This is a genomic window from Nonlabens sp. MB-3u-79, from assembly GCF_002831625.1.
Taxonomy (GTDB): domain Bacteria; phylum Bacteroidota; class Bacteroidia; order Flavobacteriales; family Flavobacteriaceae; genus Nonlabens.
This window is the reverse complement of sequence record NZ_CP025116.1, coordinates 311,974-334,408: the sequence shown is the minus strand read 5'-3', so window position 1 is coordinate 334,408 and position 22,435 is coordinate 311,974. Positions and strand designations below refer to the sequence as shown.

Sequence of the window (22,435 nt, the reverse complement as noted above, 5' to 3'; positions counted from 1 at the left end):
ATTCTTTGAAGATGCTGGAAGAGGAGAAAGTGAAAAGAGATGCTACGGCAATAAATATTAATGGTGCTATGATGTATCCTGATATGACTATCGTAGAAAACGCATCAACAAGTAAAGATCTTTCTACATTAGTAGCAGCAGTCCAAGCCGCTGGATTAGTAGAGACTTTAAGTAGTGAAGGACCATTTACGGTTTTTGCTCCAACAAATGATGCCTTTAGTGCGCTACCAGAAGGAACAGTGGAAACACTTCTAAAACCTGAAAATAAAGCAACTTTAAGCGGTATACTTACTTATCATGTGGTTTCTGGAAATATAATGGCTGGAGATCTTTTAAAAATGATCGAAGAAGGAAAAGGGAAAACAACTTTTGCTACAGTAAATGGAGCAACCTTAACTGCAATGCTAGTTGATGGAAAAGTAATGATCAAAGACGCTACAGGGGCAACAGCAACAGTTGCAATAGCTGATGTAAAACAGTCTAACGGAGTAGTACATGTAATAGACAAAGTATTACTACCTTCTAAATAATTAGAAAATTCTAAATTAAAAATGGCTTTCTTTTAAAGGAAAGCCATTTTTTTTATGCTAAATATTATCTTTTAATTCAGTAAAATAGGTTTTCCAAAACCTAATTTTTCTAGTTTATCAAATTGTGTTGCTTTATCTCCTACAATCAAGTAAATCATTTGTTCGGGATGTATATACTCTTGAGCCAGATTTTTGATGTCTTCCAAATTCAGGGTTTTAACTACTTCCTGTCTTCTTAATGCATAATCTGCCGGTAGTTGATCTTCTTCAATGTTAGAAAGCATTCTTAATTTAGCTCCTTGAGATTCAAAGGCTCTTGCGCTAGATTTGATCATATAGCTTTTAGTAATTTCTAGATCTTCTTGTGTAAAGTTAGCTCCATAATTAGAAAGAATTTCTTTTACTAAAGCAGTAGATTCATAGGTTACGTTAGAGCGTACGCCACTACTTATATTAAATACACCGGCAATAGGAGAGCCGCTATACTCGGATCTTATTCCGTAAGTATATCCTTTTCCCTCACGCAATTCTTGTGTCAATTGTGAAGCAAAGCCACCACCGCCTAGACGATAATTCAACACCTCTACTTTATAATAGTCCTGATGGGTCGATGGAATACTTGAATGGCCAAAACTCAATATGGATTGCTTGGCATTAGGAACATCATAGAAATAAACCTTAGAGGAAACAGGTGTTTGTATGGGAGCTATTTCAGGAATATGGACATCCTTTTTAGCCCATTTTTCATTTAATGTTTGAAGAGATGAAGTCACATCTCCTTTTGTGATGTCTCCCACTACTTTGAAACTTGTTAGCTGTGGCGTGATATAATTGTTATAATAGGATTTGAGGTCCTCAATAGTAATCTTTTCAACGCTTTCTGCAGTTCCTAAATTATTTTGAGCTAAGATGTGGTCTTTTCCATAAACAAGCTTATCAAATTGATTCCCAGCTATAGCTCTAGGACTTGCTTTTTGTTGTTGGATCTGACTCAAAGTTTGTTGTTTGATCAAATCAAATTCAACTTCATCCCAACGAGGTTCTAACAATACTTCATTTACAAGTTTCATCACTTCCTCATAATTACGAGATAAAGAACTGGCACTAACAGAAATACTTTGATTACTTGACCTTACATTAATAGAGGCTCCTAACTGGTCGATGGCATCTTCTAATTCAGCAGGTGTTTTTGTTACTGTTCCCTTATTCATTAAATCAGCTAGCATTCCAGATACACCTATTTTGTCGGTGCTTTCTAATAGCATACCGCCTTTGATCTCCAATTGTAATTGTACCAAAGGCACTTCATTGTCTTCAATTCCCAATACTTTAATACCTGAGCTTAATTTTTCTCGGTATACTTTAGGAATGGCTAGAGTAGGTGTGGAGCCGTATGCGGGTTCTATTGTTCTATCAAAACTGGATGGTGTAGGTTCATATTCGGCTGCGATGCTTGCATCAAAAGATTCTTCTGCACCTTCTACGATTTGCTCTTCTATTACTTGAGCCATTTGAGCACCTCTTACCGCTAGAGCAGTACTGCCTTTAGGTACAAAGCTGGTCATCACATAGTGCTGTCCTTTGATATATTTTTTATAAACATTTTTGACATCTTCTACTGTAACTGCTTGCATATTTTTCACATCCTCAGTTAAAAATCCTGCATCACCAGCGAGAATTTGATATTGAGTCAATTGAAAACCTTTCCCTAACACACTGGAGAGCCCTTGGTAAAAATCAGTTTCTTCCCCAGTTTTAATACGGTCCAAATCATTTTGTGATATACCATTTTTTTCAAATAGGGCCATTGCTTTAGTTACGCTGGTCAAAACACTGTCGAGATCAACGCCATCATATGCTCTTGCAACAACACTAAATTGGCCAGCAAGCTCTGATGTATAATTATAGGCATAAGCTTGGTCTGCCACTTGATCCCCTTCAACAACTACTTCATTCAAAGGCGCTTTTTTACCGTTAGATAAATAAGTCCCTAACACTTTTAGTGCATAAGAATCTTTGTGGTAATTAGGAACTGTAGGCCAGGTCATTCCTAGACGAGGCGTTTGCGCAAAATTATCTTCGTAGTAAAGATTCTTGTTGCTAACGAGTTGTACGGGTGCAACTTTAGTTTTTTCTACTTCTTTACCTCTTTTAATTTCGCCAAAATACTTTTCTACCCATTTTAAAGCTTGATCTTTATCAAAATCTCCTGCGATTGTAAGAACAGCATTGTTAGGCGTGTACCAGTCATTATAAAAATCCTTTACATCTTGAAGAGATGCGTTTTGTAAATCGTCTAAAGAACCTATCACTTGCCAATTGTATGGATGTCCTTCAGGATATAGGTTTTTACCTACTACGTAAGATTCATGACCGTAAGCGTTGTTGTCTACGCTTTGTCTTTTTTCATTTTTTACGACTTGTTTTTCCTTTGCAAGAACTGGATCAGTCACGGTATTTATAAAGTAACCTAATTTATCTGCTTCGGCCCAGATCATTTTTTCTAAAGCATCTTTAGGAACAGTTTGGTAATAATTAGTTACATCGCGGCTGGTAGATCCATTTGCGCCGGCGCCACCTATTCTTGCGCTCATAGCATCGAGACCGCCTTTGCCTAAGTTTTCTGACTCTAAGAATAATAGATGTTCAAAAAGATGTGCAAAACCAGTTTTACCTTCTTTTTCCCTTGCACTTCCTACATGAGCAGTTAGGGCTACAGCAACAACGGGGTCTGATTTGTCTTCGTGAAAAAGAACTGTTAAACCATTATCTAAGGTATGTTTCTCAAATGGTATTGAGATTTCAGTGGTGAAGCTGTTTTTACCTGTTTGCGTTTCTTGTGAATCATTGTTACAAGAGATAAAAGCGATTACTACAACCGCCGATGCTAGAAACTTAACTAAATTCATGAATACTATGATTTGGGTTTAAAACACAAGTTACTTATTGTATTAAACCAGTAAATGTTAAAATATGTTAAAACGGTATAATGAGGCATGAAAAAATCGCTGGTGTAGTAGTTTTGTCTAGGGTAATTTTACAGATGTTGCTTATGCGCTACATCTTCTAAAGACATGATTTCATTTACTGTAGATTGTATTTCATCTTTTTGTGATTGAAGTATGGAAACAACGCTAGGAGGTAATTCGTCTTTGTTTTCTAAAACTTTACCGTATTCTTGAAAGGCATATTTTTCTCCAGTGAGACACTCTTCTAAAATAGACTCGTCTTTATGTAAACTTAAGGCAACTTTGATATTCATCCATCCTCTATGCATATCTCCAGTGAAAGAACCGTCCAATTCGGGTGTTTTGTTGATTCTTTTCATTTCTCCGGTGAGCACGGCAGCAAATTCAGTACGTCTTACCCCTTGTTGTGCGAGCCATCTTTTTAATTGTACGTGGTTAGTTACTTCGGCAGCATTTGAGTAGCCACGTTGTGCATCGTAGGTTTTCTCTAATAAGGCGTTGAGGTATTTTTTAGTTTTTACAGTTGTCATATTCCTTATTTTAAAAAGAAAATAAGAAACTGCTTTTTTGATCTTCTTAAATAACTGTGAGTTGATATAGGTTTAACAATTAGTATCCCTTATGATACGCAGGCAAGCTGCGTAGATAAGATTTCATTTTCTTTTAAAAAATATCGGGACCTATGATTTGCTAAATAAAATTTTAATTTGGAGTTGATAGCACATCATGAGGGCTTCTCTGCTTAGGAGAAGTGTATCGCCTTCCTTTAGCCTGCTTACTTAATCCTATACTTTCTTGTGTGGGGTTGTTAAGATAAGAGAATTGCAAAAAGAAGTTTAAATAGAGGTATTGCTTAGCTGATTGCAAAGACAAACTAGTGAGAATTAATGTCATAAAAAAAAGCGACTGTATTTAATATATAGTCGCTTTCCAAATGCTTTGTAATCAAATTATTTTTCTCCTTTTAGTTTGGAGAGTTTATTGCGCTCATCTTGGAGTTCTCTTCCTAGTTTTTGCACTTTTTCTATAGATTTGTGACGTAAGTCCTCTAGCTCATCTTCTACTAATTTAAGTTCGTTTTTTGCTGCTTTTGTAGTAGCATTACTACTTTTAAATCGCATGCTCATCAAAACAAATAAGAATCCTAAAACACCGACAATTGCCCATACAATAGTATTGTAAACTCCTTTGTTGGTTTGGATTCCAAGAAAATTCATCGAGTTTCTCTCTGCTTTTACCTTGGAAAGCTCCTTATTTGCTTCAGCAAGTTCTTTTTCTAGAGATCCAATCTTATTGTCTTTAGTGGTGATAGAAGCCTCTAATGAAGAGATGTTCTCGTTTAATTTTTGAATATGCTCGTTGGTATTCTTACGCAGCTGATTGATTTGTGCTTGCTCTATGACCTTGTACTCTTGGAAATCATTAGATTCTTCAATAAGGTTTTTGAACTGCACATCTATGGTGTTAGCTGTGGTTTCTTGGTTTTGAGCTTGTGTAATAAAGCAAGAAACAATGGTCAGTGATAAAAAAAGAGTCTTCATTAGATACGATGTATTAGAAGGACGATGAGAAGCTTTACTCATGGTGTGATCTGAGGTTTTATGCATCTCAAATCTTAGTGGGCAGCGATCAACGTTGGTTTAGTTTTAGTTAATATCAGATAGTAAAGTTACTGCTTTCTATGTAGTTTATTGTAATTCCGCTTTCGCCTTGAGCTAACTTAATAACAACAAGAGGCTTAAAAAAACAAAAAATGCCCCACAAAAAGCAGGGCATTATCATTTATATTGTGGCACTATTCATTCATAGTAGCAAGGAACTCCTCGTTATTACGAGTTTTCTTCATTTTTTGTGAGATAAACTCCATAGCTTCTACTGGATTCATATCAGCGAGATACTTGCGTAAAATCCACATGTGTTTCATCGTTTTTTCATCGAGCAATAAGTCATCGCGACGTGTGGAAGATGAGGTAAGGTCGATGGCAGGGAATACCCGACGGTTAGATATGTTTCTATCCAGTTGTAATTCCATGTTACCGGTTCCTTTGAATTCTTCAAAGATGACCTCGTCCATTTTAGAGCCTGTCTCTGTTAGTGCTGTTGCAATGATAGATAGTGATCCACCACCTTCAATGTTACGAGCCGCTCCAAAGAAGCGCTTAGGTTTGTGTAATGCATTTGCATCTACACCACCAGATAGAACTTTACCACTTGCGGGTTGTACCGTGTTGTAGGCACGCGCAAGTCTTGTAATAGAATCTAGTAAGATCACTACATCGTGACCACATTCTACCATACGTTTTGCTTTTTCAAGAACAATGTTAGCCACTTTTACATGGTCGTGTGCTTCTTTATCAAATGTAGAGGCAATTACTTCTCCATCAACGTTACGTTGCATGTCAGTTACCTCTTCAGGACGCTCATCGATCAAAAGGATTAATTGGTACACTTCAGGATTATTTGCAGCGATAGCATTTGCAATATCCTTGAGCAACATTGTTTTACCTGTTTTAGGTTGTGCGACAATCATACCTCGTTGTCCTTTACCTATAGGAGCAAAAAGATCCATAACACGAGTAGAAATACTAGCGCGTCTGTCGGCAAGGTTAAACTTCTCATCTGGAAAAAGAGGTGTCAAGTGTTCAAAAGCGACACGGTCTCTTATTACCTTAGGATCAAGTCCATTGATTTGTGATATTTTAATTAAAGGAAAGTATTTTTCTCCTTCTTTAGGTGGGCGTACCATTCCTAAAACCGTATCTCCAGTTTTTAATCCAAAAAGTCTGATTTGTGATTGGGATACATAAATGTCATCAGGACTAGCTAGGTAATTATAGTCACTACTGCGTAGGAATCCATAACCGTCTGGCATCATGTCTAGAACACCTTCACTTTCTATAATACCGTCAAATTCAAAATCTGGGTCACGGTAACGATTGCGAGTGTCCTTATTACCTTTTGGCACGTTACTCTGGTTGGTATTGCTATTACTTCGCGGATTTTTTTGACGGCTGCTGCTGCTCGTACGGCTGTCATTTTTATCGCTGTTATTATCGTTGCGATTATCCTTGCGGTTACCATTTTTACTATCCTCTGACTCGTTACTCTCGTTCTTATTGTCAGTTGTATCGTTTTTCTCGTTACGAGGTCTACGCGGATTCGGCTTGTTTGTTTCTTTCCTCGGTCTAGGTTCGCGAGGTTTTCTGTCATTTTTATCCTTGCTCGTCTCGTCTGTTCCAGAGCTTTCACTTCTAGGAGCTTTCTCGTTGCTAGGTTTTGGTTCTCTTTTTTGCGGTTCTTTTTTAAGAACATCGCTAGTAGGAGGAATGTTGGTTTTGTTATCTGAAGTTTCAGGAGCAGTGATTGCTACTGGAGTGGTGACTTCAGGATCTAAGTTTTTAACTACTTCTGGGTTGGAAGCTTGTAAGTCAAGAATTTTGTAAACTAGATCTAGTTTTCGCAGTTGTTTGAATTTCGGAACATTTAGTCCTTTTGCGATATCCTGTAATTCAGGAAGTTTTTTAGATTTTAAATCAGCTATTTGAAACATGTATAGAATTGAAATGTAAAATTGTTATCAGGAGAAATTTAAGTTTAAAATTTATCAGAAAAATTTTAAACTGCTAGATAACCTATAAAGAGTGAGTTAGCTTATCTGCATTGCAATGATACATTAAAAAATTAATATGTGTTGTTTTTTTAACGTGTTATAGTAAATCATTTTAAAAATGCTTGATAATAAATAGGGCCTATAATTCTTTTGATGGGGTAGAAAGTCCAAGCCTAGTGATTTATCCAGTGCGCCGTAGAAGTCAAGTTGGGGTGGAGTTTTATCCCTTCATAAAATGAAATTTCCAATTAATTTGATCTGATATTTGGGACTTTATTTAGTATTAAGTTCTATTTTTGCTTTGCTTTTGAAAATAGCATGAAATGATACAACGCATACAAACTTTTTATTTACTTCTTGCCGCGCTGGTTTCTGGCGTACTCATTTGGGTTGTGGAGTATTTTTTAAATGGAGAAGGAAATGAGTTTGTAGGTATGGATGAAAGTTTGTATTTTGGTATCTTTATGGGAAGCGCATTAATGTCCGTGATCGCGGTGTTTCTTTTTAGAAACAGGCAATTACAGACTGTTGTGAACCGTTTAAATTTGTTATTGAATCTTTTTATACTAGGAGTTTATGTATATCAATCGCTAATGATGTCTGGAGAAACGGCGGTTTCAGAGAAAGGCATTGGGATGTTCATTCCTATCCTATCTATCGTTTTAATCGTCTTGGCTAACAAGGCAATAAGAAAGGATGAACAACTCGTAAAATCTGCTGATCGATTGCGATAAACAGAATAATCTTAGTAATATTAGTGAGAAAACCTGCGAGGCGCCACCTTGCAGGTTTTTGTTTTTTATAGAGTTTTTTTGCGCTGTTTCGCTTTCGCCAAAGCGAGACTTTTATCTAAATTTTGATTAAAATTCAGTAAATAGATAATGATTTCTACTGGAGTAATAGCATAAGCTGACCTATCGATCTTTCTCCACCACTTCAAGATCACTAATCTTTCCATCATTGATTTCAAATCTTAACATCGTGCGTTTTTTATGAAAACCGTGCATTCCTATCGCCCCCGGATTCATGTGTAGGCAATTGATCTTTTTGTCATTGATCACTTTAAGAATATGTGAGTGGCCACAAATAAATAGATCTGGTGGGTTGCTGTAAATCTCAGATCGTACACGCTGGTTGTACCTTCCAGGATAGCCACCTATATGAGTGATCCAAATATCCATTCCTTCACAATTAAATCTATTGTTTAAAGGGAATTGCATTCGTGCTTGGTCATCATCAATATTGCCGTAAACGGCTCTTAAGGGTTTTAGCGCTGCTATTTGATCGGTAACTTTTAAATCGCCTATATCTCCAGCATGCCATACTTCATCGGCTTGGTTGACGTATTTGATTATAAAATCATCTAGGTGACTGTGGGTGTCAGAAAGGAGTAGGATTTTCATGGTACAAAGGTAAATATAGTCTTTGAGTTTGTGAGCAGTGAGTTGGTGAGTTTTTGAGTTGGTGAGCTGTGAGTCTGTGAGTCTGTGAGCTTTGAGCTTTGAGCTGTGAGTCTTGTGAGTGAAAATGACAACAGACTGCTCGCGTTTCCTTTGGGAACTCTCGTGACGACTGACGACCGACAAGCGGCCTTGTTCCGAGCGGCGGACTTCAGTCCGCATTTGGAATGGTGAGATTGTGAGCTGTGAGTTGATGAGTCTTTGAGCTTTGAGCTTTGAGCTGTGAGTTTGTGAGTTGTTGAGTTAAGATAACAACAGACTGCTCGGTTCAAAGGTGCGGACTTCAGTCCGCATATGAGAATGCAAAAAAGCCTGTTGTCGCCATATATATGGCGCAGTGCTATAATTTACCGGATATTCATTAAAATCTCCATCATAAATTAATCTTGATTCTATATTCTTTCAGCGCAGCGGTCTTAAATCTTATCTTTGTCCCAATGCAAGAAAAATCAAGATATTTTATAGAGCTGGCTTACGACGGTACTGCCTATCATGGATGGCAGAGACAGCCGCAAAGTATTTCTGTGCAAGAAGTACTGGAAGATGGCTTGCAAAAAATGTTACGTGAAAAAATAGTCGTTCAAGGTGCTGGAAGAACTGATGCTGGAGTTCATGCAGCCTGTATGATTGCTCATTTTGATGTTGCAGGTGAAATAGATTTAAAACATTTAGTGTACCGATTGAACAGATGGATACCTAAAGATATCGCCGTATACAATATCAAACCTGTCACTGAGAATGCTCATGCTCGTTTTCATGCCTATAAGCGTTCTTACGAATATCATTTTTTATTGCGACCAGATCCGTTTCAAGTGCGCCAGGCATACGTGCTTTTTAGAAAGCCAGACTTTGAACTGATGCAACAAGCTGCTGCAATCCTACCTCAATACAAAGATTTTGAATGTTTTTCTAGGACCAATACAGATGTAAAAACTTTTATATGTGATCTTACCGAAGCTCATTTTGAATTCCAAGAGCATAAAGTAATTTTTCATATCACAGCAAACCGATTCTTACGCAACATGGTAAGGGCAATTGTAGGGACTTTATTAGATATAGGCTATGGTAAAAAGACTGTAGAAGACATGCATAAAATTATTGAGTCAAAAGACCGAGGTCAAGCCGGTGCAAGTGCTCCTGCTGAAGGCTTGTTTTTGACACAAATCCATTATCCTAAAGAGCTGTTTTTATGAAAGATAAGATCCTATTTCAAGAAACTCAAAAATTTGACCAGTGGTGGCTTTGGATAATTGTTCTAGGTCTATTGTTGATTCCAGTATCCTTTTTTAATTGGTCAGAAAGTTTTGTAGATCAATGGACTATTGATAAAATTATCACAAGTGTCCTAGTCGTAGGTATTTTGGTTTTATTTTTAACATCTAAAATGACCACAACCATCACTGATGAGAAAATAAGGGTTTCCTTTTTTCCATTTTTAAAAAGAGAATTTTTTTGGGATGGTTTACAACAAGCACAAATTGTCGATTATGGATTTGTAGGCGGTTGGGGGATTAGAATATGGACCAGTTATGGGACGATTTACAATGTTAGAGGTTCTAAGGGAATACATATCAAAACTGCCGATAAGCAGTATGTTATCGGCACTCAAAAAGAAGAAGAATTGCGTTTAAAAATCGCGCATTTATTAAAATAATATGGCATCAACTTCAGGTAACGCTTTTAACTTAGGGGTTTTTAAAAGGCTACTGTCTTTTACAAGACCCTACCGACTTACCTATTACTTTGTGGCCCTTAGTGCCATTTTGATAGCTATTGTTGCCATAGGAATGCCTTATTTAATTAAGGTTGCAATAGATAATCACATTATCACGAGAGAATTTGATGGGCTCAACACCATTATGGGTATAGAATATGGCGGTTTTATAGGGCTCATGGTATTGATGATTGCAGTTCTTGTAGCAGAAGTGCTTTTACAACTCAGTTTTATCTATTATGCTAACTGGTTGGGACAGCAAGTGATTAGAGATTTAAGGTTGAAGCTTTTCAATCACATGATGGGGTTCAAAATGCAGTATTTTGATAAAAGTGCTGTAGGGAAATTAGTGACTAGAGCGGTGAGTGATATTGAAACTATTGCTAGTATTTTTTCTCAGGGACTATTTGTGATCATCTCAGACTTATTAAAAATGGTAGTTGTCCTTATTTTTATGGCTTATTCTAGTTGGACACTCACGTTGATAGCATTGATTGTTATGCCGTTCATTCTTTATGCTACTAGAGTTTTTCAAAAAGCAATGAAAGTAGCCTTTGAGGAAGTGCGCAGTCAAGTAAGTAATCTCAATTCTTTTGTTCAAGAACGAGTGACGGGAATGAAGATTGTACAAATCTTCAACCGTGAAAAAGTGGAGTACGAGCAGTTTAAAGAGATCAATAACAAACATAGAGTTGCCTGGGTAAAGACGGTTTGGTACAACTCCATTTTCTTTCCTATTGCAGAGATGGCTTCTAGTATCACCATTGGTCTTATCGTATATATAGGTGTGGTGATGAATATAGGTGCTGAAGTGAAAATGATAGAGATAGGTACCATCGTGATGTTTATTGATCTTTCTCAAAAGCTTTTTAGACCTTTACGACAGATTGCCGATAAATTCAATACCCTACAAATGGGAATGGTGGCTGCAAATCGTGTTTTTGGAATCTTGGATACCACATCTCAAATAGAAGATAATGGGGAATTGATCGCTTCAGATCTTCAAGGGAACATCGAATTTAAAAATGTAGATTTTGGTTATGTAGAAAATGAGTTGGTCTTGAAAAACCTGAGTTTTAATGTAGCTGCAGGAGAAACGGTCGCTATAGTCGGCGCCACTGGAGCAGGGAAATCTACGATCATCAATTTGTTATCTCGTTTCTATGAAATTAACAGTGGAGAGATTTTAATTGATTCCGCTTCCGCGAAAGCGTACCAATTAGCATCACTCAGGTCACAAATAGCTGTGGTGCTGCAAGACGTTTTCTTGTTTGCAGATACTGTTTTAAACAATATTACACTTCAAAATCCAGAAATAACGGAAGAAGATGTGATACAAGCTGCAAAGAAAATAGGGGTTCATAAATTTATCATGACCTTGCCTAATGGCTATCAATACAACGTGAAGGAACGAGGAGTGATGTTGAGTTCTGGACAGCGTCAGTTGATTGCTTTTCTAAGAGCTTATGTGTCTAATCCTAGCGTTTTAATTCTTGATGAAGCCACAAGTTCTGTAGACTCTTATAGTGAGCAATTGATCCAAGATGCTACCGATATCATTACCGAAGGACGTACCTCCATAGTTATCGCTCACCGACTGGCAACCATAAAAAAAGCAGATAAAATTATTGTGTTGGACGCAGGGGAGATCGTAGAAATGGGCACGCACAATGAGCTTCTTGAAAAAGAAAATGGGTATTATAAAAATCTATACGAGGTGCAGTTTTTAAAGCAAGAGGTGGCTTAAATAAGTCCTGTTGCTTTAAGTAGTATGCCAATTATAATTCCTATAATAAAACCTACAAAAATTATAGCCATAAATAAACCCAATATAACAAAAAACGAAATCAACGTTTTTAAAATTGTAGTCTTAATGTCTAGCTTAAAACACCTTTTATAACAATACATGTTATAGAGGTATATCAATGGGAAACTTACAAATCCTAAATACAGAACAGCCTTAGGGAATATCAAAATGATAAGTATAGTAAATGGCGTGGTTACAATAACAGATTGCCCATAGGTATACATATAGAACACCATTTGCTCTGTAAAATTAAAATACGTCTTGCCCCAAAAGGTAATTCTAGCAGCTAATGCCAAAAACGGAATGGTCAGCAATAAAAAGAATCCTTGGAAATCAAAGAAATATTGACCGTATTCCTCATTGAACTTTTTAGTCATTGCTAGTTGCTCATCACTGTAGTTCAACTGCTCATATGCAGCTTCTTGAGAAGCGATAATATTATCAAAAGCACCTGTGTTTTTAAGAACAAAAGTATAGATACCTGTCACGAATAGAGCTAATAATAAATAGCGCATGGCGTCCATATAATTAACACGACGCCCATTCATATAACCTGTAATTACGGCTTCGGGTCGGTTAAAAAGGTCTATAAGTGTACGTGCAAATTTAGTATCTATTCCTAAGTATAGATCACTAAAGTCTCGAGTTACCTGTTTGATCGTTATGCGATTCTCCAGCCATTTTGCGCCGCAGCCAGAACAGAAATTCTTTCCAGCATAAATCAATTCACTACAGTTTTTACAATGGCGTTCCATTAAGCGAGATGGGATTTTATTTTGGCAGCAAGTTGTTTGGTGTCTGTAAAGGTTTCAAACTCGCCTTCGTGAACTAAAGAGATTTGTCCTGTCTCTTCACTTACGATCAACGCAATAGCGCTGCTGCGTTCTGTAAGGCCTAAAGCTGCTCTGTGTCGCAAGCCAAAACGCTGAGGTATTTTTCTGTTTTCAGAAACTGGTAGAATAACACGAGTCGCTGTAATTTTGTTTCCTTCTATGATCACAGCTCCATCATGAAGGGTGCTGTTTTTATAAAAGATACTTTGTATGATAGAAGAGTTGACTAAAATATCCTGTTGATCGCCAGTGTTTTTTACAAATTCTAAAGAACCATCTCTTTTAATACCTATCAAAGCGCCTGTTTTAGTAAGGCTCATTTTCTCACAAGCTTTTACTATTTCATTAACCACTATATGGTTGTTATCCTGCTCTTCTTGAAAAATACGCAACTGTTTAAAAAACCGTTTTCGAGAGGTAAATTGTGTGGAACCCAACATCAATAAGAAGCGCCTTATTTCTTGTTGGAAAACGACAATCAAGGCCACTACTCCAGCACCAGTAACCGCGCCTAAAGCCTGGCTTAACATTTCCATTTTCATAAAAACAGTCAGTTGGTAAATCAAGTAGATGATAAAAATTCCTATAAAAATATTGAGCGCCGCAGTTCCTTTAACTAATCGGTAGAGGTAGAAAACTACTGCTGCGACCAGCAATATGTCTATTAAATCTATTATTCTAAATCCTGGAAGTTCCATGTAGCTAAAATAGAATTAATTTATCGGTATCTCCTTATACAGTTGTATAGTTTCCACAGCTTCTTTTACATCGTGAACTCGTAAGATTTTAGCACCTTTTAGTAAACAAGCCATGTGAAGTGCTGTGGTGCCGTTTAAGGCTTCTTGTGCCGTAATGTCCAAGGTTTTATAAATCATAGATTTACGAGAGACTCCTGCGAGAATAGGCACTTGATGTGCGTGTAACAGCTCGAGATCAGATAAGAGTTTAAAATTCTGTTCACGAGTTTTTGCAAAGCCAAAACCTGGATCAATGATAATGTCGTTGATGCCGCAAGCTCTTGCAGCAGCAATACGCTCCGAAAAATAATGATTGATTTCTACGGTCATATTTTCATAACTAGTCATGGCTTTCATGGTTTGTGGTGTGCCACGCATATGCATCATGATGTAAGGAACTTTTGCATTTCCCACTGTTTGAAGCATTGGTTCCGATAAAAGACCGGCGCTTATATCGTTTACGATACTGGCACCGTGTTGAAGAGCTTTTTCTATAACGCTTTCGCGAAAGCTGTCACAACTCAAACCTTTAACCTTAAAACGAGAAGTAATCAAATCAAGAACGGGTAACACTCTGGACAACTCTTCATTCACAGAAATATCAGTACCGTCAGGTCTAGAGCTGTAACCACCTACATCTATAAATGTGGCGCCATCTTCCAGCATTTTTTCTACTTGGTTCAAAATAGCGGCATCGTTTTTAAGCTTTCCACCATCGTAAAAAGAGTCGGGAGTACAGTTGACAATGCCCATCACATGAGGGGTAGAAAGGTCGATAAGTGCGCCTGCACAATTTATAGTTGCCATGAAATGAAGGGATTTATTCTTTTAATAGGAAAGCGAAAATTAAACATTTTTTGTTCATTTGAAGTCTTTTTAAATAAGCATAGCACCGCTATGAGTTTTATAAATGACAAAAAAGCGGCGAAAAAGGTTCCTTTTTTAGCAAATAGTAAAAGTATAAATCACTTCAATGGGGATTATTGAGTTTTAAAGGCGAAATTTACGCAAAATTTATAGCCCTTATGTCGCAAACCAGCCAGCAATATGATGCCGTAATCACACAATGTCGTGATTTGTTTTCTAAAAAAATGAAGGATTATGGTAGCGCATGGCGCATATTGCGTTTGCCATCACTTACCGATCAGATCTTTATCAAAGCACAACGCATAAGAGGTTTACAAACTCTTGCCGAATCAAAAGTAGACGAAGGACAAGAAAGCGAGTTCATTGGGATCATCAATTATTCTATTATGGCGCTTATTCAATTAGATAAAGGAGTGTCAGAGCAACCTGATTTATCTTTAGAAGAATCGCTGGAACAGTACGATGATCATGTGGCGGTTACTAAACAACTCATGATGGATAAAAACCATGATTATGGTGAGGCGTGGAGAGATATGCGAGTAAGCTCCTTAACCGATTTAATTCTTCAAAAATTACTACGAGTAAAACAAATTGAGGATAACAAAGGCGCGACACTAGTCTCAGAAGGAATAGATGCGAATTACCAAGACATGATCAATTACGCCGTTTTTGCGATGATTCATTTGAGCAAAGCTTAAATATCGTAAAATTGCGGTAGCGATTGCTATGGAACTTCTTTTGAGAATTGATCTAAAATATTAGACGTGTTCGTATTGTATTTATATAATATTTAAATGTTCTCACGGTTGAAAGATATAGTTGATATAAACAAATCTAACAGCCTACTCTTAATTATTCACTTGCGAGAAATGTACGCAGGACAAAGGGTGTTTGCACAAGAGTAAAGACAGTCTCGTCTGTCATTCTTGTTAAAATTGGATTTGGTTGGAATAATCAAAACACCTCTTAATTCACATCAAGAGTCACTGTGTAATCACTTAGCAGATAAGTGGTATTAGAAAGGGGCACAGGTTGCACGTCCTGCAAAACAATATTCTTTTGGAGAAGGTTAATTTCATTGGGATAAGATACTGATAAGCTTGGGTTGTTGATCCCTGCAGTGTTCAGAGAATAATTTATGGAAGTAGTAGGGTCTTCTATTCTTAAAAAGACTTCGGCATTTCCCTGCCATACACAAATGGCGTCACTAGGACACCTGCTGTCGGTAATGTTGAGCAAGTATATTTTTATAGTGCCGTCGTTGTATAGTTCTAAATCTGCAGTTGTTTCTTCTTCATTATTTGAGCAACCTAGAATAACGGCGGTAAAAAAGATGAGCATTACTATTCGGAGTCTCATACCTGTATCTTTCTTAGTTCTATGTATAGATGTAAGCAATATAAAATGGTTGCGTGTAAAAGGTATAAGATAACTCAAAAATCCACAACTCACGGCTTGTCACTGGATTCTCTTTTCTATATTTACAACTCATGAATTTTTCCTCCAAAATCTTAGAAGAAGCCGTTGATCAAGTATCACAATTGCCAGGAATAGGCAAGCGCACGGCTTTGCGACTGGTATTGCATCTCATGCGACAGCCAGAACAAAATACAGACGCGCTTTCTCAAGCATTGTTAAGAATGCGTCACGATTTGAACTTTTGCAAACAGTGTCATAATGTAAGCGATGTAGAGATTTGCGAAATTTGTGCCAGTCATAGCCGCGATCAAACCATCGTTTGTGTGGTAGAAGATATAAGAGATGTGATGGCGATAGAAAACACGAGTCAGTACCGAGGTTTGTATCATGTTTTAGGTGGTAAAATAAGCCCTATGGACGGTATAGGTCCGCAAGACCTTAAAGTAAGATCGCTGGTAGAACGTGTAAAGAATGCGGGAGTTACTGAAATAATTTTTGCACTCAGTCCCACTATAGAAGGCGACACTACTAACTTTTATATTTTCAAACAGCTCGATGGACTAGAAGTCAATACTTCTACCATCGCTAGAGGAATAGCCGTAGGGGACGAGCTGGAATTTGCTGATGAGGTAACCCTGGGAAGGAGTATTTTGCACCGGGTTCCTTACGAGAATTCGCTTAAAAACTAGCCTTTGGAATTATCCATAGTCATACTCAATTACAATACTGCAGCTTTTTTAGAGCTGTGTATTTATAGCGTTTTAAAAGCAACAAAAAACATAGATGCAGAAATCATCGTTGCCGACAATAACTCTATAGACTCCAGTTTAGAGATGTTAGCATCTGTCTATTCAGGTCGTGTAAAAGTGATGGCAAACGATGAGAATTACGGTTTTTCTAAAGGAAATAATATAGCCGTAGCACAAGCCCAAGGGACTTACCTCTGTATTTTAAATCCAGATACAATAGTAGGGGAGAAGGTTTTTGAAGAATGTTTAGCTTTCGCGAAAGCGGAACCCAAAGCAGGCTTTATAGGCACCCAACTTATAGACGGAACTGGAGCCTACTTGCCAGAAAGTAAAAGACACATTCCTACACCCAAGGTGGCTAGGCAAAAAATATTGGGTAACAACAGCGGTTATTATTATCATGAAGTCGAGCAAAACCAGCGAGGAAAAGTGGACGTGCTGGTAGGAGCCTTTATGTTTTGTGATAAGAAAGTCTATGATGATTGTGGTGGCTTTGACGAGCGTTATTTTATGTATGGTGAGGATATCGATTTGAGTTATACGGCCTTGCAAAAAGGCTATGAAAATTATTACTTAGGAAATCAAAAAGTGATTCACTTCAAAGGAGAAAGCACGGTAAAGGACAAGGTGTATCTCCAGAGGTTTTATGGTGCGATGGGGTTGTTTTATGATAAATATTTCAGGCAATCGGCAGTAGAGAAAAAAGCCGTTGATCTATTGATTAAAGGAATGATTACTTTCAATAGGAACTCAGAAAACTCCAACAGGAATAACTTTACAGAGGTGGTTTTAGTTACTGATGACGATACTTATCAATTAGATAAAACGACATGTAGGAGCTTTGAGCAGTTAAAAAGTATGGAAGTGACAGGATTTCAAATTTGGTGGGATTTGAAAAGTTTAGAAATAACAGCTATCATGGAGTACATGTCTGAAAACACCAAGCTTAGTTATAGATTTATATCACAAAAAAGAGATTTTTATATAGGAAGTGATAGCAATACCTCCCGTGGAGAGGTAAAAAATATGCAATAGATAAGCAGATTCATTAGACTATCGATAACGAATCTTAAAATATTGCTATATCAATGAGTAATTCGCAATTGTAAAGTCTTTAATTTGTACTTTTGAAAATAATTGAAAACGTTATAGTACCTGATAAGTTATGGCAAAATTTGAATTGAAATTACCTAAAATGGGAGAATCTGTGGCAGAGGCTACCATTACTTCATGGCTTAAAAATGTAGGCGACACCATCGAGATGGATGAGCCTGTATTGGAAATAGCTACTGATAAGGTAGATAGTGAAGTGCCTAGCGAGGTAAATGGTACCTTGGTAGAAATATTATTTCAAGTAGATGACCTTGTGCAGGTGGGACAGACAATTGCTGTTATAGAAATAGATGGAGAAGACGCTGGAGACGCTCCTGCTGCTGCAACATCTGAATCAGCATCTAGCACCCCAGAAGTAACCACTGCTGCTGCTGAGGTAGAAAACCAAATCAAACAAGTGACCGAAAGTGTGAACTATGAAGATAGTGATGCCTTTTACTCGCCACTTGTAAAAAATATCGCCAAACAAGAACAAATCTCTCTTTCAGAATTAGAGGCTATTTCTGGTACAGGAAAAGATGGTCGTGTTACTAAAGACGATATTTTAAAGTATGTAGCCGATAAGAAATCGGGTAAAGTAGCAACTACTTCTACAGCCCCTGCATCTCCAGCATCACCTGCTGCGGCTCCTAAACAAGCTCCTACTGCAGCTCCTGTTTCTGTTAATGGAGAAGATGAGATCATTGAAATGACACGTATGGGGAAACTCATCGCTCATCACATGGTAGCATCGGTACAAACGAGTGCGCATGTTCAAAGTTTTATAGAATGTGATGTTACTAACATCTGGAACTGGAGAAAGAAACATAAGGATGGCTTCAAACAAAGAGAGGGTGAAAACTTGACCTTTACGCCTATTTTTATGGAAGCAGTGGCCCAAGCTTTAAAAGAATTCCCAATGATGAATGTCGCTCTTGATGGGGATAGAATCATCAAGCGTAAAAATATCAATTTAGGGATGGCAGCTGCCTTACCAAATGGTAACTTAATTGTTCCTGTGATCAAAAATGCAGATCAATTGAACCTGGTAGGAATGGCAAAATCAGTAAATGATCTTGCAAACAGATCAAGAACAGGTAAATTAAAACCAGACGATACTCAAGGCGGAACGTATACGGTAACTAATGTAGGTACTTTTGGATCTGTATTAGGAACTCCTATAATCAATCAGCCACAAGTTGGAATCTTAGCTCTTGGAGCCATAAGAAAAGTTCCTGCAGTAGTAGAAACTCCAGAAGGAGACTTTATAGGTATAAGAATGAAAATGTTCTTGTCCCATAGTTACGATCATAGAGTAGTAAACGGAGCACTAGGTGGACAATTTGTACAACGAGTAGCAAAATTACTAGAAGCTTTTGATGTAAACCGTACGGTATAATAAAATAGAAGAACATCCAGTATACATTTAAAGCCAGTTCTTGTGAACTGGCTTTTTTTATGACAGATAGTTATTAGGCTTACTTTTTTACTAGAGAATAAGAGGACACCTAGCGCAATAAAGTCTTTATATTTTACCCATTTAGTATACTGGCCTTTGCCAGTTAAGAATTAATATAAATGCATATCAGTCGATTCTAAGTTAAACAAGCTTTTTCAACCTCTTAAAATCTTACCTTTGCGATATGGAAAAAGACCTCTACTTAGATCAATTAGATTATTTCAAAGGAGCACAAGTATTGCATTCTTTTGAGTTTGTAGAACCTCAAGAAATAAAGGATGAATACTTTGCGGTTCATGAAATTCATGCTATTGTGATTTGTGATTACGAAGGAGAAGAAACTATGTTGTTCTATCTAGATGATGGTCTTGAAGTAGCACTAGAGTTTGAGTTTTTGATTCCTAAACAAGCTAAGCAAAAAACCAGTGAAGACTTTTCTGGTATGGATATACAGTGGAAAAACAGGTAGTACGATACTGAAATCGGAATTAAATTTCGATTTTCACACCTTACAGGAAATAATCCACACAACTAACTATTTTTATTTTCTTCAAAGAAAGGCTAGAACAGGCTTCATCTTATCTACATCACTATGAGTAGTGTGCTGTTTATTGAGATCTGCCTTTTATACGATCGCTGGTGGAAAGCCTTCTTTCAAAACAATATATTAATGACCAACCTAGCGGCAGGTCCATTATCTTATAAGGCACTCGTATGTCTTTATAATTGTGCACATAGAAATAAAGGTTTATTTAATTCATATAGGGAAGGTAATCAATTGATTTAAAAGCTGTTAAGGTAATGTTGTTCATAGGCATTTGCGATCTTGATACTGTCGTGATGTTCTAGCACATGCTTTCTAGCGGCTCTTCCTATTTGAAGAATTTTTTCTGGTTGCTCGATGAGCAAAGACAGTTGATCTACTAAATAAGTCACATCTGGTTGTGCATCGATTACGGGAATAGCATCTAAATGATGCGCTTTTAAAAAGAACTCACTACCTCCAGAAAAGACCGCCTTACCTTGAGCCATTGCCTCTAGTGCATTATAACCTTGATCATAGCAAAGTACTTGATCCAGTAAAATATGTGCGCTCTTATAACTTGTGATGTATTCTTGATAAGGAAGGCTTTCTGCTATAGTAACCTGCACCTTGTTTCCGTATTTTTTTTGGATGATTTCTAGTGCTTCCTCAAAATAATTGATTCCTTTTTTCCAATAATTTCCACGGTTAATCCCCATAAAAATATGGATACAGTCTATGTTTTCGTTGAGTTGTAACTGGAATTTAGAACAGTTAATAGCAGCAGGAATGATCGCTGTAGCTTTTTCTTGGTTCTTTAAAGCCATCGCATAATCTACATTACTAGGAATGATTTTCTCTGATGCTTTTAAGATGTTGTAATAATTATCTCTATAGCCGTCTCCCAAATATTTATAGGTATGAAAGAGCTCTTTTTTATTTTTGGGATCCTTTTTTACAACTTCTAGGATGCTGTAACCTAGGTGTTCTTCGGTCAGGTATTTGGCATATTCATAATCATCGCCGCAAGCTATAAGAAATGATGACGTATTATGTTCAATTAGGAAATCGATCATTACTTTCTCTATATCAGGCTCGCACCCAAATGGATTAGAGTTAATAAACTGTATAATGTCGTGGTTTTTCAAGCGGTTCTCGCTTTCGCGAAAGCGGGCTAACTTCAAGCGATCTTCTAAATTACGACCCGTGAGTTTCCACCAGCCTACTTTTATTTTGCGATGCAACCAGCTTTGTTCAAAATAGGAACTGCCTACTTCTATGTCTACAGGAAAGCGTTTGAACCCATCGCCATCGCCCACAAGGGTGACTTCGTGACCTAATTGTTGTAGTCCATGTTTTAAGGCATTATGAAAACCGCTGTATTCACCTACCAGCAATATGCGCATATAGAAGTATCTTTGAGGTAAAGATAAGCAGTTGCCCAGTTATAAAAATACAGATTTAGAAATTCTCATTGCGACTATGAATCGCAGCGACTTGTCTTTTCTAGAATCCATGTTTCAACAACCTCTTGCCGATGTTAAGGCAAGTATACTTGTGGTCAATCAAACAGACGCAAATGCTGCAATCTCTGACTGGGAACATATCAAAGTGATGAATGTTAATCAATTCGGATTGAGTAAAAGTCGGAATCTTGCCATCGATAACAGTAATAAAGACTTGTGCTGGATTCTAGATGATGATTGTATTGTTATGCCAGATGCGATAAAACATATTATAAATGCACATAATAGTGTGCCGAACAGCATCATCACATTTCAAACAGAAGTTATTGAAAATGGGCAGCCGTATTGGGATTATCCATTAAAAGAGCAAACTCACAACAGCAGAAGTTTGCGTAGTGTTTTATCCCCAGAAATCACGTTTAAAAGAGCTTTGGTAGGTGAAAAATTAAGATTTGACGAGAGATTTGGTTTAGGGGCGCAATTTCAAGATAGCGAGAATTTTGTGTTTTTAAAGGAGGGGATTTGTCAAGGTTCAGCCCCTTATTTTGTCAATAAAACAATTGTAAAACACAAAGCACTGAACTCTAGCGAGGAAGTAACTAGTGATCGTTTGATCTATGCAAGAGGTGCCCTGGCAGCTTACTTAAAAAGAAATATTACTTTTATGAAATGGAAGTATGGTTTCTTTTTGTTTAGAAAAGGCTTGGCAGCTTCTTTTTTTGAGTTAAAACATAAAACAAAAACTTTTCAAGACGGAGCTCAGGATTATTTCAAATCATCAAATTAACAAATCTTTAAATTAATGGATTACAAAATCATAGACATTCCTAAAATAACAGATCCGAGAGGTAATCTAGCCGTACTGGAAAAAGATACTATTCCGTATAAAATCCAGCGTGTTTATTATTTGTACGACGTTCCTAGCGACTCCCATCGTGGGGGCCATGCGCATAAAGAGTGTATGGAGTTGTTAATAGCCGTTTCTGGTAGTTTTACCGTAGAATTAGATAATGGAAAGGAGAAGCAAACCGTCAGGTTGAATAAGCCCAATAAGGGGTTGTTAATCCCAACGATGATATGGAGAGAGCTGTCTGACTTTTCTAGTGGAGCTATGTGTCTTGTCCTGGCTTCTCACGAATTTGAGGAGGTAGATTATATCAGAGATAAAGAGGTCTTCTATTCGAAGTCATCTTAAAGTTG

General features: G+C 37.2%; 22 protein-coding genes. 12 read left to right on the top strand and 10 right to left on the bottom strand.

Going from position 1 to position 22,435, the window contains the following annotated elements; genetic code table 11:
• Window positions 1-11: 11 nt before the first annotated feature.
• Window positions 12-530: a fasciclin domain-containing protein gene (locus CW736_RS01550; RefSeq protein ID WP_232735438.1), complete on the top strand. Its 519-nt coding sequence runs from the start codon at window positions 12-14 to the stop codon at window positions 528-530.
• A 71-nt stretch (window positions 531-601) separates the two neighbouring features.
• On the opposite strand, the gene CW736_RS01545 is transcribed toward CW736_RS01550, so the two are convergent.
• The 4 genes from CW736_RS01545 to rho form a co-directional block, all read right to left on the bottom strand.
• Window positions 602-3,439, bottom strand: coding sequence for a M16 family metallopeptidase (locus tag CW736_RS01545; RefSeq protein WP_101012242.1), 2,838 nt, complete (start codon window positions 3,437-3,439; stop codon window positions 602-604).
• A 128-nt stretch (window positions 3,440-3,567) separates the two neighbouring features.
• Window positions 3,568-4,029, bottom strand: a complete 462-nt coding sequence (locus CW736_RS01540) for a ferritin-like domain-containing protein (RefSeq protein WP_101012241.1) — start codon at window positions 4,027-4,029, stop codon at window positions 3,568-3,570.
• A gap of 420 nt (window positions 4,030-4,449) precedes the next feature.
• On the bottom strand, window positions 4,450-5,040 hold the full coding sequence (locus tag CW736_RS01535) for a hypothetical protein (RefSeq protein ID WP_157810858.1): 591 nt from the start codon (window positions 5,038-5,040) through the stop codon (window positions 4,450-4,452).
• 254 nt (window positions 5,041-5,294) lie between these two features.
• A complete protein-coding gene (gene rho / locus CW736_RS01530; RefSeq protein WP_101012239.1) occupies window positions 5,295-7,049 on the bottom strand; it encodes a transcription termination factor Rho in 1,755 nt (584 codons plus the stop codon).
• 383 nt (window positions 7,050-7,432) lie between these two features.
• Here rho and CW736_RS01525 point away from each other — a divergent pair, with 383 nt between their 5' ends.
• Window positions 7,433-7,843, top strand: coding sequence for a DUF4293 domain-containing protein (locus tag CW736_RS01525; RefSeq protein ID WP_101012238.1), 411 nt, complete (start codon window positions 7,433-7,435; stop codon window positions 7,841-7,843).
• A gap of 180 nt (window positions 7,844-8,023) precedes the next feature.
• Here CW736_RS01525 and CW736_RS01520 read toward each other — a convergent pair whose 3' ends face one another.
• Window positions 8,024-8,512: a metallophosphoesterase family protein gene (locus CW736_RS01520; RefSeq protein WP_101012237.1), complete on the bottom strand. Its 489-nt coding sequence runs from the start codon at window positions 8,510-8,512 to the stop codon at window positions 8,024-8,026.
• A 494-nt stretch (window positions 8,513-9,006) separates the two neighbouring features.
• Between CW736_RS01520 and truA the strand changes: the two genes are divergently transcribed.
• The 3 genes from truA to CW736_RS01505 are packed head-to-tail and all read left to right on the top strand — an operon-like array spanning window position 9,007 to window position 12,030.
• Window positions 9,007-9,762 carry a tRNA pseudouridine(38-40) synthase TruA gene (gene truA, locus CW736_RS01515; RefSeq protein WP_101012236.1) on the top strand — a complete coding sequence of 252 codons (756 nt, stop codon included), beginning with the start codon at window positions 9,007-9,009 and terminating at the stop codon, window positions 9,760-9,762.
• Complete coding sequence (locus tag CW736_RS01510; RefSeq protein WP_101012235.1) at window positions 9,759-10,223, top strand: hypothetical protein; 465 nt, start codon at window positions 9,759-9,761, stop codon at window positions 10,221-10,223. The genes truA and CW736_RS01510 overlap by 4 nt, the downstream gene beginning before the upstream one ends.
• Window position 10,224: 1 nt before the next feature.
• Window positions 10,225-12,030 carry an ABC transporter ATP-binding protein gene (locus CW736_RS01505; RefSeq protein ID WP_101012234.1) on the top strand — a complete coding sequence of 602 codons (1,806 nt, stop codon included), beginning with the start codon at window positions 10,225-10,227 and terminating at the stop codon, window positions 12,028-12,030.
• On the opposite strand, the gene CW736_RS01500 is transcribed toward CW736_RS01505, so the two are convergent.
• The 3 genes from CW736_RS01500 to folP are packed head-to-tail and all read right to left on the bottom strand — an operon-like array spanning window position 12,027 to window position 14,467.
• Window positions 12,027-12,845: a DUF3667 domain-containing protein gene (locus CW736_RS01500; RefSeq protein ID WP_101012233.1), complete on the bottom strand. Its 819-nt coding sequence runs from the start codon at window positions 12,843-12,845 to the stop codon at window positions 12,027-12,029. The two genes, CW736_RS01505 and CW736_RS01500, sit on opposite strands and share 4 nt — an antisense overlap.
• The gene (cdaA, locus tag CW736_RS01495; RefSeq protein WP_101012232.1) at window positions 12,845-13,621 is read right to left on the bottom strand and encodes a diadenylate cyclase CdaA; all 777 of its coding nucleotides are present in this window, start codon (window positions 13,619-13,621) and stop codon (window positions 12,845-12,847) included. The genes CW736_RS01500 and cdaA overlap by 1 nt, the downstream gene beginning before the upstream one ends.
• Window positions 13,622-13,636: 15 nt before the next feature.
• Window positions 13,637-14,467: a dihydropteroate synthase gene (folP, locus tag CW736_RS01490; protein ID WP_101012231.1), complete on the bottom strand. Its 831-nt coding sequence runs from the start codon at window positions 14,465-14,467 to the stop codon at window positions 13,637-13,639.
• Between the two features lie 218 nt (window positions 14,468-14,685).
• Here folP and CW736_RS01485 point away from each other — a divergent pair, with 218 nt between their 5' ends.
• Window positions 14,686-15,225 carry a DUF1599 domain-containing protein gene (locus CW736_RS01485; protein WP_101012230.1) on the top strand — a complete coding sequence of 180 codons (540 nt, stop codon included), beginning with the start codon at window positions 14,686-14,688 and terminating at the stop codon, window positions 15,223-15,225.
• A 268-nt stretch (window positions 15,226-15,493) separates the two neighbouring features.
• Here the strand turns inward: CW736_RS01485 and CW736_RS01480 are convergent, their stop codons facing one another.
• Window positions 15,494-15,886: a hypothetical protein gene (locus CW736_RS01480; RefSeq protein WP_157810857.1), complete on the bottom strand. Its 393-nt coding sequence runs from the start codon at window positions 15,884-15,886 to the stop codon at window positions 15,494-15,496.
• 131 nt (window positions 15,887-16,017) lie between these two features.
• Here CW736_RS01480 and recR point away from each other — a divergent pair, with 131 nt between their 5' ends.
• From recR to CW736_RS01460, 4 genes are all read left to right on the top strand, one after another.
• Window positions 16,018-16,635: a recombination mediator RecR gene (recR, locus tag CW736_RS01475; RefSeq protein ID WP_101012228.1), complete on the top strand. Its 618-nt coding sequence runs from the start codon at window positions 16,018-16,020 to the stop codon at window positions 16,633-16,635.
• 3 nt (window positions 16,636-16,638) lie between these two features.
• Window positions 16,639-17,730 carry a glycosyltransferase family 2 protein gene (locus tag CW736_RS01470; RefSeq protein WP_101012227.1) on the top strand — a complete coding sequence of 364 codons (1,092 nt, stop codon included), beginning with the start codon at window positions 16,639-16,641 and terminating at the stop codon, window positions 17,728-17,730.
• A 130-nt stretch (window positions 17,731-17,860) separates the two neighbouring features.
• Window positions 17,861-19,186: a dihydrolipoamide acetyltransferase family protein gene (locus CW736_RS01465; RefSeq protein ID WP_101012226.1), complete on the top strand. Its 1,326-nt coding sequence runs from the start codon at window positions 17,861-17,863 to the stop codon at window positions 19,184-19,186.
• 244 nt (window positions 19,187-19,430) lie between these two features.
• Window positions 19,431-19,715, top strand: a complete 285-nt coding sequence (locus CW736_RS01460) for a hypothetical protein (RefSeq protein WP_101012225.1) — start codon at window positions 19,431-19,433, stop codon at window positions 19,713-19,715.
• Window positions 19,716-20,029: 314 nt separating this feature from the next.
• Here the strand turns inward: CW736_RS01460 and CW736_RS01455 are convergent, their stop codons facing one another.
• Window positions 20,030-21,175, bottom strand: a complete 1,146-nt coding sequence (locus CW736_RS01455; protein ID WP_101012224.1) for a glycosyltransferase — start codon at window positions 21,173-21,175, stop codon at window positions 20,030-20,032.
• A 31-nt stretch (window positions 21,176-21,206) separates the two neighbouring features.
• On the opposite strand from CW736_RS01455, the gene CW736_RS01450 reads away from it, so the two are divergent.
• Both CW736_RS01450 and CW736_RS01445 read left to right on the top strand, forming a co-directional pair.
• Complete coding sequence (locus CW736_RS01450) at window positions 21,207-22,022, top strand: glycosyltransferase family 2 protein (protein WP_101012223.1); 816 nt, start codon at window positions 21,207-21,209, stop codon at window positions 22,020-22,022.
• 15 nt (window positions 22,023-22,037) lie between these two features.
• Window positions 22,038-22,430, top strand: coding sequence for a sugar 3,4-ketoisomerase (locus CW736_RS01445; RefSeq protein WP_101012222.1), 393 nt, complete (start codon window positions 22,038-22,040; stop codon window positions 22,428-22,430).
• The last annotated feature ends 5 nt before the right edge of the window (window positions 22,431-22,435 follow it).

Excerpts from the sequence above, each read along its gene's own strand:
- folP (WP_101012231.1), bottom strand. The coding sequence starts at position 14,467 with ATGGCAACTATAAATTGTGCAGGCGCACTTATCGACCTTTCTACCCCT.
- CW736_RS01455 (WP_101012224.1), bottom strand. The coding sequence starts at position 21,175 with ATGCGCATATTGCTGGTAGGTGAATACAGCGGTTTTCATAATGCCTTA.
- CW736_RS01445 (WP_101012222.1), top strand. The coding sequence starts at position 22,038 with ATGGATTACAAAATCATAGACATTCCTAAAATAACAGATCCGAGAGGT.
- CW736_RS01510 (WP_101012235.1), top strand. The coding sequence starts at position 9,759 with ATGAAAGATAAGATCCTATTTCAAGAAACTCAAAAATTTGACCAGTGG.
- CW736_RS01460 (WP_101012225.1), top strand. The coding sequence starts at position 19,431 with ATGGAAAAAGACCTCTACTTAGATCAATTAGATTATTTCAAAGGAGCA.
- truA (WP_101012236.1), top strand. The coding sequence starts at position 9,007 with ATGCAAGAAAAATCAAGATATTTTATAGAGCTGGCTTACGACGGTACT.
- rho (WP_101012239.1), bottom strand. The coding sequence starts at position 7,049 with ATGTTTCAAATAGCTGATTTAAAATCTAAAAAACTTCCTGAATTACAG.
- CW736_RS01505 (WP_101012234.1), top strand. The coding sequence starts at position 10,225 with ATGGCATCAACTTCAGGTAACGCTTTTAACTTAGGGGTTTTTAAAAGG.
- CW736_RS01465 (WP_101012226.1), top strand. The coding sequence starts at position 17,861 with ATGGCAAAATTTGAATTGAAATTACCTAAAATGGGAGAATCTGTGGCA.
- cdaA (WP_101012232.1), bottom strand. The coding sequence starts at position 13,621 with ATGGAACTTCCAGGATTTAGAATAATAGATTTAATAGACATATTGCTG.
- recR (WP_101012228.1), top strand. The coding sequence starts at position 16,018 with ATGAATTTTTCCTCCAAAATCTTAGAAGAAGCCGTTGATCAAGTATCA.
- CW736_RS01525 (WP_101012238.1), top strand. The coding sequence starts at position 7,433 with ATGATACAACGCATACAAACTTTTTATTTACTTCTTGCCGCGCTGGTT.
- CW736_RS01485 (WP_101012230.1), top strand. The coding sequence starts at position 14,686 with ATGTCGCAAACCAGCCAGCAATATGATGCCGTAATCACACAATGTCGT.
- CW736_RS01550 (WP_232735438.1), top strand. The coding sequence starts at position 12 with ATGCTGGAAGAGGAGAAAGTGAAAAGAGATGCTACGGCAATAAATATT.
- CW736_RS01540 (WP_101012241.1), bottom strand. The coding sequence starts at position 4,029 with ATGACAACTGTAAAAACTAAAAAATACCTCAACGCCTTATTAGAGAAA.
- CW736_RS01535 (WP_157810858.1), bottom strand. The coding sequence starts at position 5,040 with ATGAAGACTCTTTTTTTATCACTGACCATTGTTTCTTGCTTTATTACA.
- CW736_RS01545 (WP_101012242.1), bottom strand. The coding sequence starts at position 3,439 with ATGAATTTAGTTAAGTTTCTAGCATCGGCGGTTGTAGTAATCGCTTTT.
- CW736_RS01480 (WP_157810857.1), bottom strand. The coding sequence starts at position 15,886 with ATGAGACTCCGAATAGTAATGCTCATCTTTTTTACCGCCGTTATTCTA.
- CW736_RS01500 (WP_101012233.1), bottom strand. The coding sequence starts at position 12,845 with ATGGAACGCCATTGTAAAAACTGTAGTGAATTGATTTATGCTGGAAAG.
- CW736_RS01520 (WP_101012237.1), bottom strand. The coding sequence starts at position 8,512 with ATGAAAATCCTACTCCTTTCTGACACCCACAGTCACCTAGATGATTTT.